Source organism: Micromonospora sp. WMMC264 (assembly GCF_027497275.1).
Lineage (GTDB): Bacteria > Actinomycetota > Actinomycetes > Mycobacteriales > Micromonosporaceae > Micromonospora > Micromonospora chalcea.
This window is the reverse complement of the sequence record NZ_CP114907.1, coordinates 5,046,602-5,062,336: the sequence shown is the minus strand read 5'-3', so window position 1 is coordinate 5,062,336 and position 15,735 is coordinate 5,046,602. Positions and strand designations below refer to the sequence as shown.

The window sequence follows — 15,735 nt, the reverse complement described above, 5'->3', positions numbered from 1 at the left end:
GTGGGATGAAACACCCCACTCGTGGGCCTGGCGGACTCTGATCAGGAGCGGTAACCGGCCGAGCGGTACTCGTACTCCCGGTCGTCCTCGCGGTCCCCGGTGTCGCGGGTGAAGTCCCAGCCGCCGGCCGCCTCGCGGCCCGGACGGCCGCCCACGGCGAAGCCGCCGATCTCCTGGCCGCGTCGCCAGCCCCGGAAGTATCCGGTGGTGTTCTCGGCCAGGCTCGCCGCGTTCCGGACGATCCGCAGGGGACGCTCCTCGCGCAGCGGGGAGCCCGGCACCAGGTTGGCCTGCGGCACCCGCTTCGGCAGGCCGGCCTTGGTCTCCGCGCCGACGGACGGGCGGGCGGCCTGTTCGGCCGCCTGCCAGCCGGTGTCAGCGGTGCTGGACCACTCCAGGTCGGCCTCGTCTCCGTGCCCGACGAACCAGGCGGACTTGGCCTGCGCGAAGATCAGCAGGTCGCCGTCGCCGTCGTCGGAGACCGGCGGCGGGCGGTGCTCCTTCGGCGCGGGACGCCGCTCGGGCGGGGCGGTCATGGGTACGCGGCCCGGGTCGCCCTGGTCGACCAGACGCAGCGGCGGCGTGTCCAGCCCGGGATCGGCCTGCCGGCTCATCTCGTCGCGCAGCGCCCGGTCGGCCAGCGGCGGAGGCTCCACCAGCCGCAGCATCGGCGGCTCCTGCGGAAGGTCGTCGGCGAGCCACGGCGGCGTGACCCGGCCCGGGTCGCTCGGCGCGTCCACGCCCCGTCCGTACGGGTAGGTGGTGCCCTCCCGCTCCCGAGCGGTGTCGTCCTCGTTGTTCACGAGCGGCCAGTTCGCCCGGGAACCGGGCGGGGCTGCCTCCGGCGCCGGTGGGCGCGGGGCCGGCACCGGGATGCTCAGGTCGGTGGCGCTGAACCCGCCGGTCGGCGGTTCCTGGTGCGGATTGGTCTTCGGGCGGGGCGGGATGACGGTGCGCTGCCGCTCCGCCCGCGCCTTGTTGATCGCCGCGGTGGTCAGCGTCGGCCGGAACGGCTCGCCGGCCTCGGCCGGCGGCACGGCGCCGCGCGGCGACGGGGCGATCGGGGTGATGCCGGGCGGCGGCGGAGGCGGCGCGGAGATGGGCCGGTTGGTGGGTCCGTCCACCCGCGACGGCAGCGGCGCGCCGGTCGGCTCGGGCCGGGACGGCGGCGCGGAGGCCGGACGGCCCAGCGAGGCAGCCGGAGCCACGGGAGTCACCGGGGCCGGAGCGACCGGCGGAGGCGTGACCGGGGCGGGAGCGACGGGTGGCGGGGCGAGCGGCCGGGGCGTCGTCGTGGCGGCCGGGCCGGAGACCGGCTCGGGCCGGCCGCGGCGCCCGCCGGGAATCGGCTCCGGGCGGCTGCGCCGGCCGGACGGCTCGGGTGCGCCGGCCGGCTCGGGACGACCACGGTGTGCCGGCTCGGCGGCCGGCTCCGGCCGCACCGCGCGCAGGTCGGTGGCCGGGGCCAGCTCGTCGACCTGCTCACCGCGTCGGGCGGCGGCCCGGCGGCCGGTGGCGGGCGCGGGAGCGGTGCGTTCGGCGAGCGCGCCCACGAGCGCGTCGCATCCGGCGTCACAGGTCCGGACCGAGGCGACCGCCTGCCGTACCGTCTCGGCGACGGCGGCGGTGAGCGTCCGGTTGACGGTGGCCCGCCGGGGTGTCTCGGAGATGGCGACCCGCAGCGCGGTCACCGCGTCGGAGATGTCGCCCGCGTCCGCCAGACCCTCGGCGGCCAGCTGCGCGACCACCGCGTCGGCGGTCAGCCCGCCGTCGCGGCCACGGGCCGCGGAACCGGTGAGCATCCCCGGCTCGGGCAGCGCGTCGAGAACCGCGAGGGCGACCCGGTCCGCCGGGTCCGGATACGCGCGCAGCGCGGCCGGGTAGAGCTCGCGGAGCACCTCGCGCAGCGTCACCGCGGCCGAGTGCCGACCGCTCGCCAGCGCCGCGTGCGCGGCCAGGACCTGCGTGTATCCGGCTAGCTCACGCGGCGCCGGGAGGGTCACCGCGGAGAGCGCGCCGGCCTGCAGCGCGCGGGCCAGCCCGACCGCGCGGCGCTCGGCGGGCGGGGACTGCATCTCCTCCAGGGAGTCGTCGTCGGCGAAGCGCTCGGCGAAGTCGTCGACCGAGTCGTCGTCGGCGATCGCCAGCGGACGGCCGGCGGCGCTCAGCAGCGAGGTGACGATGTGGTCGTCGCTGTCCGCGGCGATGGCCGCGCCGCTCGGACCGCCGGACCGCTCCACCAGCAGCGCGACCAGCTGGGCGTACCCGGCGGCCTCGTCGGCGATCTCACAGACGTGCAGCAGACGGCCTGCGTCGTCGACCACAGCGGACGTCAGCGTCGTTCCGGCCGAAGCCGTTCGGTCGGCCGGATCTGCCGAGGCCAGACCGCAGTACACGCGCACGAGCGCCACGGCGTCGTCCTCCTCCCGGGACACAGGTCTTGCTCTGCCAGAGACTGATGCTCCCCGCTCCGGGTCAGTCGCGCCAGTCCACAACCGCAGAGATCTTGCCGACAATGGTGCGCCAACCCAAACTTGCGGTTTGTGCCCCGATTTTCTTCAGCCGGCGCCGACCCAGGAAACCACCGATTCCGCCGTTGACGGAAGCCCGCAGCGCCTCGTCCAGATCGTCCAGGCTCGAGCCGGCGGAGAGCATGTCCAGCACGGCTGGTAGCCGCAGCGCGTACGCCAGGTCACGGGCGATCTCACCAGCTTCGATGAGTAGCTCGTGGTCCCATGCGTCGTGGCCGCCGCGCAGGTTCTCCACCACCAGGTCGAGTTCGTAGGTGTCCTCGTCCAGCGGGGCGATGTCGGCCGGTTCCAGCCGTTCGGACAATTCATTCCAGCTGTCCAGTTGGGACAGGTCGTTGGGCGCGCCGGAACGGATGAAAGAGACCAATGACTCCGGGGTCTTGAACAGCAGGAGCCGGCCCTTGTGGGTGAGGAAGACCGGCACCTCCTCGTCGCCCGCGGCGTCCTCGTCCTCGTCGTCGTCCTCTTCGTCCTCGGACTCGGCCTTGTCCTCGGTCGCGTCGTCGTCCGCCTCGCCCTTGCGGCGCCCCTTGGCGGCCTTCTCGGCCTTGTCGTCGTCCTCGTCGTCCTCCTCGGCGGAGAGGGCGGCGAACTCCTCGTCGAGGATCACCACCTCCTCGTCGTCCTCGGTCTCGACGACCTGGCGGCGGGCCAGGAAGGGGTCGTCCTGGTCGCGCTCGGCGACGTCGGTCGGGGTCAGCTCGCGCGCCGGCCGGTACGCCCGCAGCGTGAAGCCGGTGCCGGCGGGCAGCGCGATCTCCACCGGGTCGATCCGCACCTCGTCCCAGAGCGCGCGGTCCGCCGGCGGGCGGTCCGCCTCGACCTCGTCGGCTGCGGCGGGCGCGTCGGTGTCGTCGAGCTCGGGCTCGTCGGCGTCGGGCCGTTGGGGCGACTGGCGGGCCACGCTGACCTCCGTGTGCGTTCGGTTGCCCACCCGGCGGCGTCGCGCCGCCGAGTGACTCTGCGCACATACCCTAGTGGGCGAACCGTTGCGGCCGGGAGCCGCACCCCTTGGCGTTCCGGAGGATCGACAAGTAGCGTTGCTACGCATGAAGGCGCAGGCGCTGCACGGCCACCTCGACGCGCTGCTGCTCGCCGTGCTGGAACAGGGCCCGAGACACGGCTACGCGATCATCGAGGCGTTGCGTGCCCGCAGCGGCGGGACGCTGGATCTGCCCACCGGCACCATCTATCCGGCGCTGCGCCGGCTGGAGCGGGCCGGGCTGGTGGCGAGCACGTGGAGCACAGTCAACGGCCGGGAACGCCGCACCTACGAGCTGACCGAGGCCGGTGGCCGGGCGCTGGTGGGGGAGCGGGCCGGCTGGCGCGAGTTCAGCGCCACCGTCGGCCGGTTCCTCGGGGCGGACGAACCGCCCACGGCCCCGGCCTGAACCCCGCCGGCCGGACCGGTGGGCCGGCCGCTCAGGCGGCCGACCGGCTCAGCCGGCCAACCGCCGCTCGGCGAGCACCCAGCAGCGGGCGGCCCGGACCAGTGCGAACCAGGCCGCGGACACCACCGTCGCCCCGATGATCATCGGGGGCCAGGTGAGCGCGGCGTCCCACAGCCCGACCGACCAGCCGAACAGCGCGCCGCCGGCGGTCACGCCGAGCGCCAGGGCGCCGGTCAGACCGAAACCGATCAGTCGGGCCGGACGGACGAGCCGGGGCGACCCCCACCGGGCGGTGAGCGGGCCGACGAGCAACGCGGCCAGCGCCAGCGCGGCGATCACGCCCCAGATGACGTTCAGCCCGGCGGAGAGCAGCAGGTAGCTCGCCGGCGGCGGGGGACCGCCGCTCCAGCTCGACCCCTGCCAGGTCAGGTCACCGGCGGCGATCAGCACCACCGAGATCAGGAGCGTGCGCAGCGCCAGCCCGCGCAGCGCGCCGGTGGCCAGCTCGGCCTGGAACTCCGGCACGAGCTGCCGGTCGCTGCCGAACTCGGCGACCGCCCGCCGCTCCGCCTCCGCGCGCGGCAGGCCCTCCTCCCGGTACGCCTCGACGGCGTCCTCCAGCGCGTGCCGCGTCTCGGTCAGCAGGTCGGCCTTGAGCCGGTCCGGCCCGTACAGGCGTCCGGACAGCTCGCGCAGCCGGCGGTCGACCACCGCCTCGTCATGGACCCGCATGCGCACAAGCCTGCCATCGGGGGACGGGCTACCGCGTCAGGGAAAACCCCGATCGGATTCAGTGCGCGCTACGGCGTGACCGCCAGGTAGCCGCGTTCGGCCGTCTGCTGCCGCAGCCACTGCTCCCGGTACCACCCGGGGCGTGCCACCAGCTCGTCGTGCCGGCCGCGCTGTACCACCCGGCCGCCGTCGAGCACCACGATCTCGTCCAGCCCGGCCAGGCCGCTGAGCCGGTGGCTGATCAGCAGCACCGAGTGCCCGGCCGGGGTGGCGGCGAGCGTGGAGTCCAGCACCGCGTCGGCGGCGGACGGGTCGAGCCCTTCGGTCGGCTCGTCGAGCACCAGCACCGGCGGGGCGGCCAGCAGCGCGCGGGCCAGCGCGAGGCGCTGCCGCTGCCCGCCGGAGAGCTGCCCGCCCTGCTCGCCGACCACTGTGTCCCAGCCGTCGGGCTGTTCGCGTACCCAGTCGAGCAGGCCGGCCGCCCGGGTCGCGGCGACCAGGTCCGCCTCGGTGGCGTCCGGACGGCCGAGGAGCAGGTTCTCCTTGACCGTGGCGTGGAAGACGTACGCCTCGGCGAGCAGGCCGCCGACCACCCGGGGCAGGTGCTCGTCCGGGATCCCGGCCACCGGCACGCCGCCGCCTACGGTGACCCGGCCGGTGTCGGGGCGTACCGCGCCGGTGAGCACGGCGGCGAGCGTGCTCTTGCCGGCGCCGCTCGGCCCGACCACCGCCACCCGCCGGCCGGCCGGCAGGTCGAGGTCGAAATCGGCCAGCGCGGGGGCGGCCCCGGCCCGGTAGCGGACCGTCACGTCGGCGAACCGTACGTCGTGGCCGTCGATCGCGGGCTCCGGCGCGCTCGTCGGCGGCGCCGTGGCGGCGGGCTCGGCCAGCAGGTCGGCCACCCGGGCCAGCCCGGTCCGGAGCTGGGCGCGCTGGCGGGCCGCCGCGACGAGCGCGAGAGCCACCTCCACGGCGGCGAGCGACCCGACCGCGAGGACGCCGACGAGCACCCCGCCGACCCCGGCCCGCAGCGCCACGGCCACCACCGCGGCGGCGGTGAGGCCACCCACGAGTACGCCCGTCGCGTCCACCGCGAAGCCGGTAGCGGCGAGCCGGCGTTCCAGCTTCGCCAGCCGCGCGCCCCGGTTCTCGGCGGCGGCGAGCGCGGCGCCGGTGGCCCCGAACGCGGCCAGGTCGGCGGCGCCGTGGGTGAGGTCGACCGCGTCCACCGCGAGCGCGCCGCGCAGCGGGGCGACCTCGTCGGCGGCGCGGCGGGTGAGCCGGGTGGCCAGCGCGGGCAGCGCCACGCCGGCCACCAGCAGGCCGATCGCGAGCACACCGGCGGCCGGCGGTGAGATCAGCGCGGCGACGCCGACCGCGAGCACGCTGACCACCGCCGCAGCCGCGCCCGGTACGAGCACGCGCAGGAGCAGGTCCTGGGCCGCCTCCACGTCCGACACCAGGCGGCTCAGCGCGTCCCCGGTACGCCGGCCGGCGTCGCGCCGGGCGGCGAGCGTGGCGAACACCCGGGCCCGTACGTCGGTGATCATGCGGAGCACGGCGTCGTGCCCGGCGAGCCGTTCGGTGTACCGCAGCACGCCCCGGCTGACCGCCAGCGCCCGGACCGCGACGATGGCCACCGTCAGCCGGTCCAGCGGCGGGCGGCCCGCCGCGCTCATCAGCAGCCAGGTGGCGGTGGCCATCAGCGCCAGGCCGGCGAACTCGGTGGCGGCGGCGAGCAGCCCGGCGCCGAGCAGCCGGCTCAGGTACGGCCGGGCCAGGCGCAGCACCGCCCGTTCCGCGCCGGGGATCATCGGGCCACTCCCGGCCCGGTGGCGGTCGGGTGCAGTTCGGTGACCCGGCCGTCCTCGACGCGCAGGATCCGGTCGGCGTCGGCGAGCAGTGCGGGCCGGTGCGCGACGAGCAGCGCGGTACGTCCGGCGACCAGCCGCCGGGTGGCGTCCAGCACGACCGCCTCGCTGGCGGAGTCCAGTCGCGCGGTCGGCTCGTCGAGCAGCACGATCGGCGCGTCCCGCAGGAACGCGCGGGCGAGCGCGACCCGCTGCCGTTGACCGCTGGACAGGCCGTGGCCGCGTTCGCCGAGGCGGGTGTCCAGCCCGTCGGGCAGCGCGTCGACCACCTCGTCCAGCGCGGCGTCGGCGACCGCGGCGGCGAGCACGTCGTCCGGGGTGTCCGGCGCGCCGAGGCGGATGTTGTCGGCGAGCGACCCGGCGAACAGGTGCGCCCGCTGCGGCACCCACGCCAGTTCGCGCCGCCAGGCGTCCAGGTCGACTCCGGCCAGGTCCACGCCGTCGACGGTGACCCGGCCGGAGGTCGGTGCGACGAAGCCGAGCAGCAGGTTGAGCAGCGTGCTCTTGCCCGCGCCGCTGGGCCCGATGACGGCGATCCGGTCGCCGGGCCGGATGGTCAGCGTGACGTCGCGCAGCGCTGTGGTCCGGTCGTACGCGACGCTCACGCCCTCGAAGCGGATCTCGCCCCGGCCGCCCGGCGTGGGACGGCGGGGTTCGGTGGTGGCGGGCGCGTCGGTGGCGGAGAGCGTCAGCGCCTCGTCCAGCGCGGTGAGCCCTTCCATGCTGGCGTGGAACCGGCTGCCCGCCGCACGCAACGGCAGGTACGCCTCCGGGGTGAGCAGCAGCACCAGCAGCGCGGTGGAGAGCGTGAGGCCGCCGCCGAGCAGCCGGATGCCGACCGGCACCGCGACGAGCGCGACGGAGAGCGTGGCGACCAGTTCCAGCACCAGCGCGGACAGGAACGCGATGCGTAGCGTCTTCATGGTGGCCTGGCGGTGGCCGTCGGCCATCCGGCGCACCACGTCGACCTGCCCCTTGGACCGGCCGAACGCGCGCAGCGTGGGCAGCCCGGCGACCATGTCGAGGAAGTGCCCGCCGAGCAGTGACAGCCGCCGCCACTGCCGTTCGGTGGCGGCCTGCGCCTGCCAGCCGAGCAGCGCGCCGAAGATCGGGATGAGCGGGATGGTGAGCGCGATGATCAGCGCCGAGCTCCAGTCGGCGAACACGATCCGGGCCAGCACCGCCACCGGCACCGTGACGCTCAGCACGAGCTGCGGCAGGTAGCCGGTGAAGTAGGGGTCCAGCGCGTCCAGCCCGCGCCCGGCCAGCGTGGCGAGCTGCCCGGCCCGCTGCCCGGCGACCCAGGTGGGTCCGTGCCGGCCGACCGCGCCCAGCAGGTCGGCGCGCAGCGCCGCCTTGACCGTCGCGGCGGCCCGCGCCGCCACTGTGCCCTGCGCCCAGCTCACCAGCGCCCGCCCGGCGACCGCCGCCACGAGACCGGCCAGCGCCGGCCGGTGCAGCCGTCCGTCGAACGCGGTGGCCAGCAGCGTCGCCAGCGCGGTCGCCTGGGCGATCACCAGCAGCGCGGTCAGCCCGCCCAGCGCCGCGAGCACGGCGAGGTCGCGCCGGGCCGCGGGGACCCGACGCAGCAGACGCGGGTCGAACGGGCGGCGGTTCACCAGTACACCGGTGCCCTGCCGTCGATCCGTCCCCGGAACACCCACCAGCACATCGCCTGAAAGCCTAGTAGGGCCGGCACGAGCGGTAACGCGAGCCATCCCAACAGTGCCAGCGTCGGACGGCCGGCGGCCGCCTCGGCCACCGTCAGCGAGGCTGCCGGGTCGGCCGTGGAGACCAGGATCCGGGGCCAGAGCGCGGCCCCGACCAGCGGCGCGGGCAGCGCCAGCGCCGTCGCGGTCGCGGCGAAGGCCACACCGGCCCGGCCCCGCCGCAGCGCCGCGCGGGCCGTCAGCAGCGCGGCCACGAGCGCCAACGGCAGGAGTACGGCCACAGCCGGGCGCGCCACCGCGGCGCGTACCCGATCGGAGAGCACGCCCAGGACGGTGGCCGCGCCGACGGCGACGAGTGCGGCGGGCACCAGGGCGCTCGCCAGCCGGGCGAGCGCCGGGGCGTCGGCGGTGGGCAGCCGGAGCGTGAGGAACGTCGCACCGTGCACCGCCACCAGCGCCAGCAGGGCCAGCCCCGCGGCGGCGACGAACGGGGTGGCGAGATGACCGACACCGACCACGTGCCCGTCGGCGCTCAGCGGCACGCCCTGGAGCAGCCCGCCGAGCACCGCGCCCCAGCCCAGCGCGGCGAGCACGCTGCCGACCACCACCACCCGGTCCCAGCCGGCGCGCGCCGTTCCGGAGACCGGGCGGCTGCGCAACTGCACCCCGGCGGTCACCAGCACCACCCCGGCCAGCGCGGCGAGCACCGCCGGGTAGAAGCCGGAGAGCAGCTCGCCCTCCAGCCGGGGGAACGCGCCGAACAGGATGCCGACGGCCGCCACCAGCCAGACCTCGTTGCCGAGGAAGAACGGCCCGAGCGCGGCGAGCGTGGCCCGGCTGCCCGGCGTCGGGCCGCGCCGGGCCAGCAGCAGGCCGACGCCGTAGTCGTAGCCGCCGAGCACGAGGTAGGTGGCGAAGAAGAGGCCGAGCAGGGCGTACCAGGCGAGTTCCACGGCGGGCTCCCTCAGACGAGCACGGGCTGGTGGTGGGGGTCGGTGTCGGGCGCGGGCGGTCGGCCGAGGGCGGGGTCGTGCGCGCCGCGCGCGGCGTGCCGGGCCAGCAGCGTCCAGTTGGTCACCGCGAGCGCGCCGAGCAGCAGGCTGAACCCGATCAGCGAGGCGAGCATCAGCCCCGGCGAGACCGGGGAGACGGCCTGCGCGGTGGGCAGCAGCCCGTACGCGGCCCAGGGCTGGCGGCCGACCTCGCGGGCGATCCAGCCGAGCAGCATCGCCACGAACGGCAGCGGCAGGCCGAGCAGGATCAGCCAGAGCGGGAACCGCAACCGGATGATCCAGTCGCGCCAGAGCAGCGGCAGCAGGAGCCAGAGGGCGCCGAGCGTGAAGCCGATCAGGATCATGAAGCCGAGGCCGACGTTGGAGAGCACCGGCGGATCCCAGTCGCCGGGGCCGAACCGCGCGGTCCAGTCGGCGACGAGCGCGTCGCGCTCCGGCCCGCCGCCGAACTTCGTCGGCTGGAGCTGCGCGACCGGGCCGAACTGGGCGAAGCCGAAGCCCTGGAGCGTGCTGACCGCTAGCGCCGCGGTGACCAGGCCGAGGCGCAGCGAGGTGCGGAACAGCGCGTAGTCGCTTGTACGCCGCAGCAGGTGCCACGCGCTCACCGCGGCCATCAGCAGGCCGCCGGTGACCAGGCTCGCCGAGATCACGTGGCCGAACGCCATGCCGAACGTGGGATTGGTGAGCAGCGCGCCGAAGTCGGTGAGGTGGGCGATGCCGTCGCGGACCTCGTACCCGACCGGGTTCTGCAGCCAGGCGTTCGCCACCATGATCCAGAACGCCGAGGCGTACGCGGTGATCGCCACGCCCCAGAGCAGCGCCAGGTGTACGCCGCGCCGCAGCCGATGCCACCCGAAGATCCACATGCCGAGGAACGTGGACTCCAGGAAGAACGCCACGAGCGTCTCGATGGCCAGCGGCGCCCCGAACACGTTGCCGACGTAGCGCGACAGCCCGCTCCAGTTCAGCCCGAACTGGAACTCCATCACGATGCCGGTGGCGATGCCGAGCACGTAGTTGATCACGTAGAGCTGGCCCCAGAACCGGGTCAGCCGCTCGTACACCGGTTTGCCGGTGAGGAAGCCGGCCGTCTGCAACCCGACCAGCAGCGTGACCAGGCCGAGCGTGACCGCCACGAACAGGAAATGGATCGAGGTGGTGGTGGCGAACTGGAGGCGGGCGAGGAGCAGCGGATCCACTGTCGTCCTCCCATGGGTCGACTCTCTTGTCGTAGTCAACCTACACGTAGCTTCACTACCTATAGGGGTGTGCGAACCCGGAGAAGTCCCTTAGGGGGGCGAGATCAGCTCAGGAACAGGGCGAACGGCAGGGAGACGAGCGTGCCCGCGACGGCGAGCGCCATCGCGCCGAGCACCCGCGGCGGGCGGTCCGCGACGAGCAGCCGCTGCACCCGTACGTCCAGGTCGCGGTCGCCGAGACCGAGCGTGCCGGCCGGTTGCACCCGGTGCTCGGCGGCGGCGAACCGGCGCAGCGCGCCCGCCAGCGGCGCGTCCGCGTGCAGCTCCCGGGCCTTGTCGTCGGCGCGCATCTCGACCAGCAGCGCCACCCGCGCGTGCGCGTCCCGCACCCACTGGAACCAGGGCAGCGCCCGGCACAACGCGGTGAACGGCAGCAGCACCAGATCGTGCCGCTCCTGGGCGTGCGCCCGCTCGTGGGTGAGCACCGCCGCCAGCTCGGCCGGGTCGAGCAGGTCGAGCGTGCCCGCGCTCACCACCACCCGGGGCCGCACCCCCGGCAGGCAGTACGCCGCAGCGCTCGGGTGGTCCAGCACCAGCGCGCCGGGCACCGTCGGGTCACGCCGGGCCACCAGGTGCAGCAGCTCCCGGTGCCGGCGCTGGGCGCGTACCGCGCCGTGCAGGCTGCGTACCGTCGTGGTGAGCAGCACCACGCCGATGCCGAGACCGACGCCGACCAGGCTGAGGTGCACCGCGCCCACACCGGCCGGAAGCGTGCCGTGGGCCAGGTCGTCGGCCAGCGCCAGCAGCGCCCACCCGGTCGCCCGGTCGTAGACGTCGAGGCCCAGCGCCATCGGCAACCCCATGGCCGACAGGCCGAGCGCCAGCCCGACCGCCTGCCAGCACAGGATCGCCACCCGGGGCGCGCGCCACGTCCAGCGCGCGGCGGCGAGGACCTGCGCGGTCAGCCAGCAGGCCAGAATGGTCGCGGCGAAGTGCAGGGCGTACGCCACGGCGGCCGCCTACCGGTCCGTCGCCTCGTCGAGCGCCGGCCGACCGGGCCGGGGGTCCTCGATCCGGCCGGTCGGTCCGTCCTCGACAGTTGCGGGCCCGGTCGTCCCGGTCTCGACGGTCGTCCCGGTCTCGGCGGTCTCGGCGGTCGCTCCGGTCGCGGGGCCTGTCGTCCCGGCCTCGGTGGTCGCGGGTCGGGTCGCCCCGGCCTCGGCGCTGAGCGCGGCGCGGAGCACGTCCGCCTCCGTGCCGGTCACCGAGCGGGCGAAGCGCACCAGCGCGGCGTCCCGGCTGCCGCCGAGATCGAGGGCTTCGAGCATGAGCTGGGCGATGTGCGCCTCGCGGGTGGCGGCGGGGCGGTAACGCCAGGCGCGGCCCTCCCGCTCGCGCTGCACCATGCCCTTGCCGGCGAGCCGGTCGAGCACGGTCATAACGGTGGTGTAGGCCAGTTCGCGGCCGTCCAGGGCGTCGGCGACCTCGCGCACCGTCACGCCGCCCGAGGCGGCTGGTGCCGCATCCCACAGCACGTCCATCACCGCACGCTCAAGGTCCCCCAGCCGAGTCACCCACCAATCCTACCCCCGGTAGTAGACCCTCTCCGCCGCCCCGGTCCCCGGTTCCAGTCCCCGCCCCTCGCCCCCGAAGATCAACACCAGCTCGGGGAGGTGGTGTGGTCCGAGGCGGCTCGATGCAGCCACCTCGCCGTACTGGTGTCGATCTAGCTCTCCTCGGACGGCCCCGCCAAGATCCACTCCGCCTCGGGGAAGTGGTGCAGTCCCGGGTCGGTCGACGCGGCCCTCTCGGGGATCTGGTCTTGATCGTGCTGGCCTCGGGGTGGGCGCCTCGGCAAGATCCACGCCAGTTCGGGGAGGTGGTGGCATTCGGGGCGGGTTGATGTGACCACTTCGCCGTACTGGTGTCGATCTTGCTCGGCTGCGGGTGCGGTCGACGACGGCTCGCGGGAAGAGCGGGAACGGGAAGTGGCGGCAACCCGGGAGGGTGTGCCGCCACTTCGGGCCGGGACCGGACTGCCGTCTGTCAGACGCCCTTGGGGTGCCAGACCGTCTTGGTCTCCAGCAGCGTGGTCATCCGGGTGATGCCGGGATCGGCGTACCAGTCGTGGTCGGCCGGGGCCGGCCGGAGCACCCGCTTGAGGTTCTCCGCGGCCTTGATCTCCAGGTCGGCGGCCAGCTCGGCGTCGGTGACGCCGGTCAGGTCGATCGCGTTGACGTCCATGTGCGCGGCGAGCGTCGGCACGGTCTCGGTCAGCCGGCCGGTGAGGATGTTGACCACCCCGCCGGGCAGGTCGGAGGTGGCGAGCACCTCGGCCAGCGTCACCGCTGCCAGCGGCGCCGCCGGGGAGGCGGCCACCACGACCGTGTTGCCGGTGACGATCGCCGGGGCGATCACGCTCACCAGGCCGAGCAGCGCGGGCTCCTCGGGGGCGGCCACCGCCACCACGCCGGTGGGCTCCGGCGCGGACAGGTTGAAGTACGGGCCGGCCACCGGGTTCGCGCCGCCGTACACCTGGGACAGCTTGTCGGACCAGCCCGCGTACCAGACCCAGCGGTCGATCGCGGCGTCCACCTCGTCGGCCGGTACGCCCAGGGCGACGAACTGCTCGCGCCGGCCCTCCAGCATCTCGGCGACCCGGTAGAGGATCTGACCCCTGTTGTACGCGGTCGCCCCGGCCCAGCCCTTCACCGCGGCGCGGGCGGCCACTACCGCGTCCCGCGCGTCCTTCCGGGAGGCAAGAGACACGTTCGCGGATTGCACGAGATACGACCGTCCCGACTCGCTGCGCGGGAACTTCCCGCCGATGAAGAGCTTGTACGTCTTGCGTACCGCGACCCGCTCAGACATTGAGGTACCCCTCCAGCCCGTGCCGGCCGCCCTCGCGACCGTAGCCCGACTCCTTGTAGCCGCCGAACGGCGACGTCGGGTCGAACTTGTTGAACGTGTTCGCCCACACCACTCCCGCGCGCAGCCGGTCGGCCAGCCACAGGATCCGGGAACCCTTGTCGGTCCAGATTCCGGCCGACAGCCCGTACGGCGTGTTGTTGGCCTTTTCGACGGCCTCCGCCGGGGTGCGGAACGTGAGCACGGACAGCACCGGGCCGAAGATCTCCTCGCGGGCGATCCGGTGCGCCTGGGTGACGCCGGTGAAGATGGTCGGCGCGAACCAGAAGCCGCGCTCGGGCAGCTCGCACGGCGGCGACCAGCGCTCCGCGCCCTCGGCGGACCCGGCGTCGGACAGCTCCCGGATGCGGGTGAGCTGCTCGGCCGAGTTGATAGCGCCGATGTCGGTGTTCTTGTCCAGCGGGTCACCGACCCGGAGCTGAGCCATCCGGCGCTTGAGCGACTCCAGCACCCGGTCGGCCACCGACTCCTGGACCAGCAGCCGCGACCCGGCGCAGCAGACGTGGCCCTGGTTGAAGAAGATGCCGTTGACGATGCCCTCGACGGCCTGGTCGATCGGCGCGTCGTCGAAGACGATGTTCGCGGCCTTGCCGCCCAGTTCCAGCGTGAGCTTCTTGCGGGTGCCGGCGACCGAGCGGGCGATGGCCCGGCCCACCTCGGTGGAGCCGGTGAACGCGACCTTGTCCACGCCCGGGTGCTCGACCAGCGTTCGGCCGGTGTCGCCGGCGCCGGTGACGATGTTGACCACGCCGGAGGGCAGGTCGGCCTGCTGGCAGATCTCGGCGAACAGCAGCGCGGTCAGCGGGGTGGTCTCGGCGGGCTTGAGCACGACCGTGTTGCCGGCGGCCAGCGCCGGGGCGATCTTCCACGCCAGCATGAGCAGCGGGAAGTTCCACGGGATGACCTGCGCCGCCACGCCGAGCGGCTTCGGGTCCGGGCCGAAGCCCGCGTGCGGAAGCTTGTCCGCCCAGCCCGCGTAGTAGAAGAAGTGCGCGGCGACCAGCGGCAGGTCGACGTCGCGGGACTCCTTGATCGGCTTGCCGTTGTCCAGCGACTCCAGCACCGCCAGCTCGCGCGAGCGTTCCTGGATGAGCCGGGCGATCCGGAACAGGTACTTGGCCCGGTCCCGGCCCGGCATCGGACCCCAGACCTTCTCGTACGCGGTCCGCGCGGCGCGCACGGCGCGGTCCACGTCGTCGGCGCCGGCCTCGGCGATCTCGGCCAGCACCTCCTCGGAGGCCGGGTTCACCGACTTGAAGCTGCCGCCGGAGGCCGGGTCGACGAACGCGCCGTCGACGAAGAGCCCGTACGAGGGCTTGATGTCCACCACCGAGCGGGACTCGGGGGCGGGTGCGTATTCGAACATCGCGTTCAGTCCAGGGTGAAGTAGTCGGGGCCGGCGTAGACGCCGGTCGTCAGCTTGGTGCGCTGCATGAGCAGGTCGTTGAGCAGGCTCGACGCGCCGAACCGGAACCAGTCCGGGCTCAGCCAGTCGGCGCCGACCGTCTCGTTGACCATGACCAGGTACTTGATCGCGTCCTTGGTGGTCTTGATGCCACCGGCCGGCTTGACGCCGACCTGACGCCCGGTGGCGGCGCGGAAGTCGCGGACCGCCTCCAGCATCACCAGCGTCACCGGCAGGGTGGCCGCGACCGGGACCTTGCCGGTGGAGGTCTTGATGAAGTCGCCGCCCGCGAGCATGGCGAGCCAGGACGCCCGCCGCACGTTGTCGTACGTGGCCAGCTCGCCGGTCTCCAGGATCACCTTGAGGTGGGCGTCCCCGCAGGCTTCCTTGGTGGCCACGATCTCGTCGTAGACCTCGGCGTAGCGCCCGGCCAGGAACGCGCCCCGGTTGATCACCATGTCGATCTCGTCCGCGCCGGCCTCGACCGCCGCCCGCACGTCGGCGAGCTTGATCTCCAGCGGGGCCTGACCGGACGGGAACGCGGTCGCCACGCTGGCCAGGTGCACGCCGCTGCCGCGCAGCACCTCGGCCACGTACGGGACCATCGACGGGTAGACGCAGACGGCGCCCACGTGCGGGCAGCTCGGATCGGCCGGGTCGGGGCGCAGCGCCTTCGCGGCCAGCGCCCGCACCTTGCCGGGCGTGTCCGCGCCTTCCAGGGTGGTCAGGTCGACCATCCGGATCGCCAGGTCGATCGCCTCGGCCTTCGCCGTGGTCTTGATGGAGCGGGTGCCGAGCTGCGCCGCCCGCTGCTCCGCGCCGACCTGGTCCACGCCGGGCAGGCCGTGCAGGAAGGTCCGCAGAGCGGTCTCGGATCGTCCCAGCTCGGAGAGATCCGACCGGGCCGACGTCGTTGTCGCCGTCATGCCCCGAATAGTACGCACTCGCGAGTCCTGTGATCTTGGTCACGGTGAACGGGTTGCGAGCGTCGTACG

12 protein-coding genes and 1 pseudogene are annotated in these 15,735 nt (G+C 74.5%); 1 reads left to right on the top strand and 12 read right to left on the bottom strand.

The window, feature by feature from the left end:
* Positions 1 to 41: 41 nt before the first annotated feature.
* Positions 42 to 2,435 (bottom strand): transposase, encoded by a 2,394-nt coding sequence (locus O7542_RS22040; RefSeq protein WP_113972058.1) that lies wholly within the window; start codon positions 2,433 to 2,435, stop codon positions 42 to 44.
* 40 nt (positions 2,436 to 2,475) lie between these two features.
* A complete protein-coding gene (locus O7542_RS22035; RefSeq protein ID WP_064447625.1) occupies positions 2,476 to 3,465 on the bottom strand; it encodes a hypothetical protein in 990 nt (329 codons plus the stop codon).
* Between the two features lie 115 nt (positions 3,466 to 3,580).
* On the opposite strand from O7542_RS22035, the gene O7542_RS22030 reads away from it, so the two are divergent.
* A complete protein-coding gene (locus O7542_RS22030) occupies positions 3,581 to 3,922 on the top strand; it encodes a helix-turn-helix transcriptional regulator (RefSeq protein WP_043326746.1) in 342 nt (113 codons plus the stop codon).
* A 48-nt stretch (positions 3,923 to 3,970) separates the two neighbouring features.
* Here O7542_RS22030 and O7542_RS22025 read toward each other — a convergent pair whose 3' ends face one another.
* From O7542_RS22025 to deoC, 10 genes and pseudogenes are all read right to left on the bottom strand, one after another.
* The gene (locus O7542_RS22025; protein WP_043326744.1) at positions 3,971 to 4,654 is read right to left on the bottom strand and encodes a permease prefix domain 1-containing protein; all 684 of its coding nucleotides are present in this window, start codon (positions 4,652 to 4,654) and stop codon (positions 3,971 to 3,973) included.
* A gap of 68 nt (positions 4,655 to 4,722) precedes the next feature.
* Positions 4,723 to 6,444 (bottom strand): annotated as a pseudogene (cydC, locus tag O7542_RS22020) (thiol reductant ABC exporter subunit CydC); the annotation flags it as partial.
* Positions 6,445 to 6,464: 20 nt separating this feature from the next.
* Positions 6,465 to 8,144 (bottom strand): thiol reductant ABC exporter subunit CydD, encoded by a 1,680-nt coding sequence (cydD, locus tag O7542_RS22015; protein WP_166455834.1) that lies wholly within the window; start codon positions 8,142 to 8,144, stop codon positions 6,465 to 6,467.
* Complete coding sequence (locus O7542_RS22010) at positions 8,141 to 9,148, bottom strand: cytochrome d ubiquinol oxidase subunit II (RefSeq protein WP_140946578.1); 1,008 nt, start codon at positions 9,146 to 9,148, stop codon at positions 8,141 to 8,143. The genes cydD and O7542_RS22010 overlap by 4 nt, the downstream gene beginning before the upstream one ends.
* A gap of 11 nt (positions 9,149 to 9,159) precedes the next feature.
* Positions 9,160 to 10,407, bottom strand: coding sequence for a cytochrome ubiquinol oxidase subunit I (locus tag O7542_RS22005; RefSeq protein WP_166455836.1), 1,248 nt, complete (start codon positions 10,405 to 10,407; stop codon positions 9,160 to 9,162).
* Between the two features lie 104 nt (positions 10,408 to 10,511).
* A complete protein-coding gene (locus O7542_RS22000; protein ID WP_043326742.1) occupies positions 10,512 to 11,417 on the bottom strand; it encodes a M56 family metallopeptidase in 906 nt (301 codons plus the stop codon).
* Between the two features lie 9 nt (positions 11,418 to 11,426).
* Positions 11,427 to 11,981: a BlaI/MecI/CopY family transcriptional regulator gene (locus O7542_RS21995; protein ID WP_281605157.1), complete on the bottom strand. Its 555-nt coding sequence runs from the start codon at positions 11,979 to 11,981 to the stop codon at positions 11,427 to 11,429.
* Positions 11,982 to 12,453: 472 nt separating this feature from the next.
* Complete coding sequence (locus O7542_RS21990) at positions 12,454 to 13,278, bottom strand: aldehyde dehydrogenase family protein (protein ID WP_064447630.1); 825 nt, start codon at positions 13,276 to 13,278, stop codon at positions 12,454 to 12,456.
* Positions 13,271 to 14,701, bottom strand: coding sequence for an aldehyde dehydrogenase family protein (locus tag O7542_RS21985; protein WP_281605156.1), 1,431 nt, complete (start codon positions 14,699 to 14,701; stop codon positions 13,271 to 13,273). The genes O7542_RS21990 and O7542_RS21985 overlap by 8 nt, the downstream gene beginning before the upstream one ends.
* Positions 14,702 to 14,706: 5 nt before the next feature.
* Positions 14,707 to 15,666: a deoxyribose-phosphate aldolase gene (gene deoC, locus O7542_RS21980; RefSeq protein ID WP_030501215.1), complete on the bottom strand. Its 960-nt coding sequence runs from the start codon at positions 15,664 to 15,666 to the stop codon at positions 14,707 to 14,709.
* Between the last annotated feature and the right edge of the window lie 69 nt (positions 15,667 to 15,735).

Coding starts and splice junctions, on each gene's coding strand:
- O7542_RS22030 (WP_043326746.1), top strand. CDS start 3,581: ATGAAGGCGCAGGCGCTGCACGGCCACCTCGACGCGCTGCTGCTCGCC.
- O7542_RS22025 (WP_043326744.1), bottom strand. CDS start 4,654: ATGCGGGTCCATGACGAGGCGGTGGTCGACCGCCGGCTGCGCGAGCTG.
- O7542_RS21990 (WP_064447630.1), bottom strand. CDS start 13,278: ATGTCTGAGCGGGTCGCGGTACGCAAGACGTACAAGCTCTTCATCGGC.
- O7542_RS21985 (WP_281605156.1), bottom strand. CDS start 14,701: ATGTTCGAATACGCACCCGCCCCCGAGTCCCGCTCGGTGGTGGACATC.
- deoC (WP_030501215.1), bottom strand. CDS start 15,666: ATGACGGCGACAACGACGTCGGCCCGGTCGGATCTCTCCGAGCTGGGA.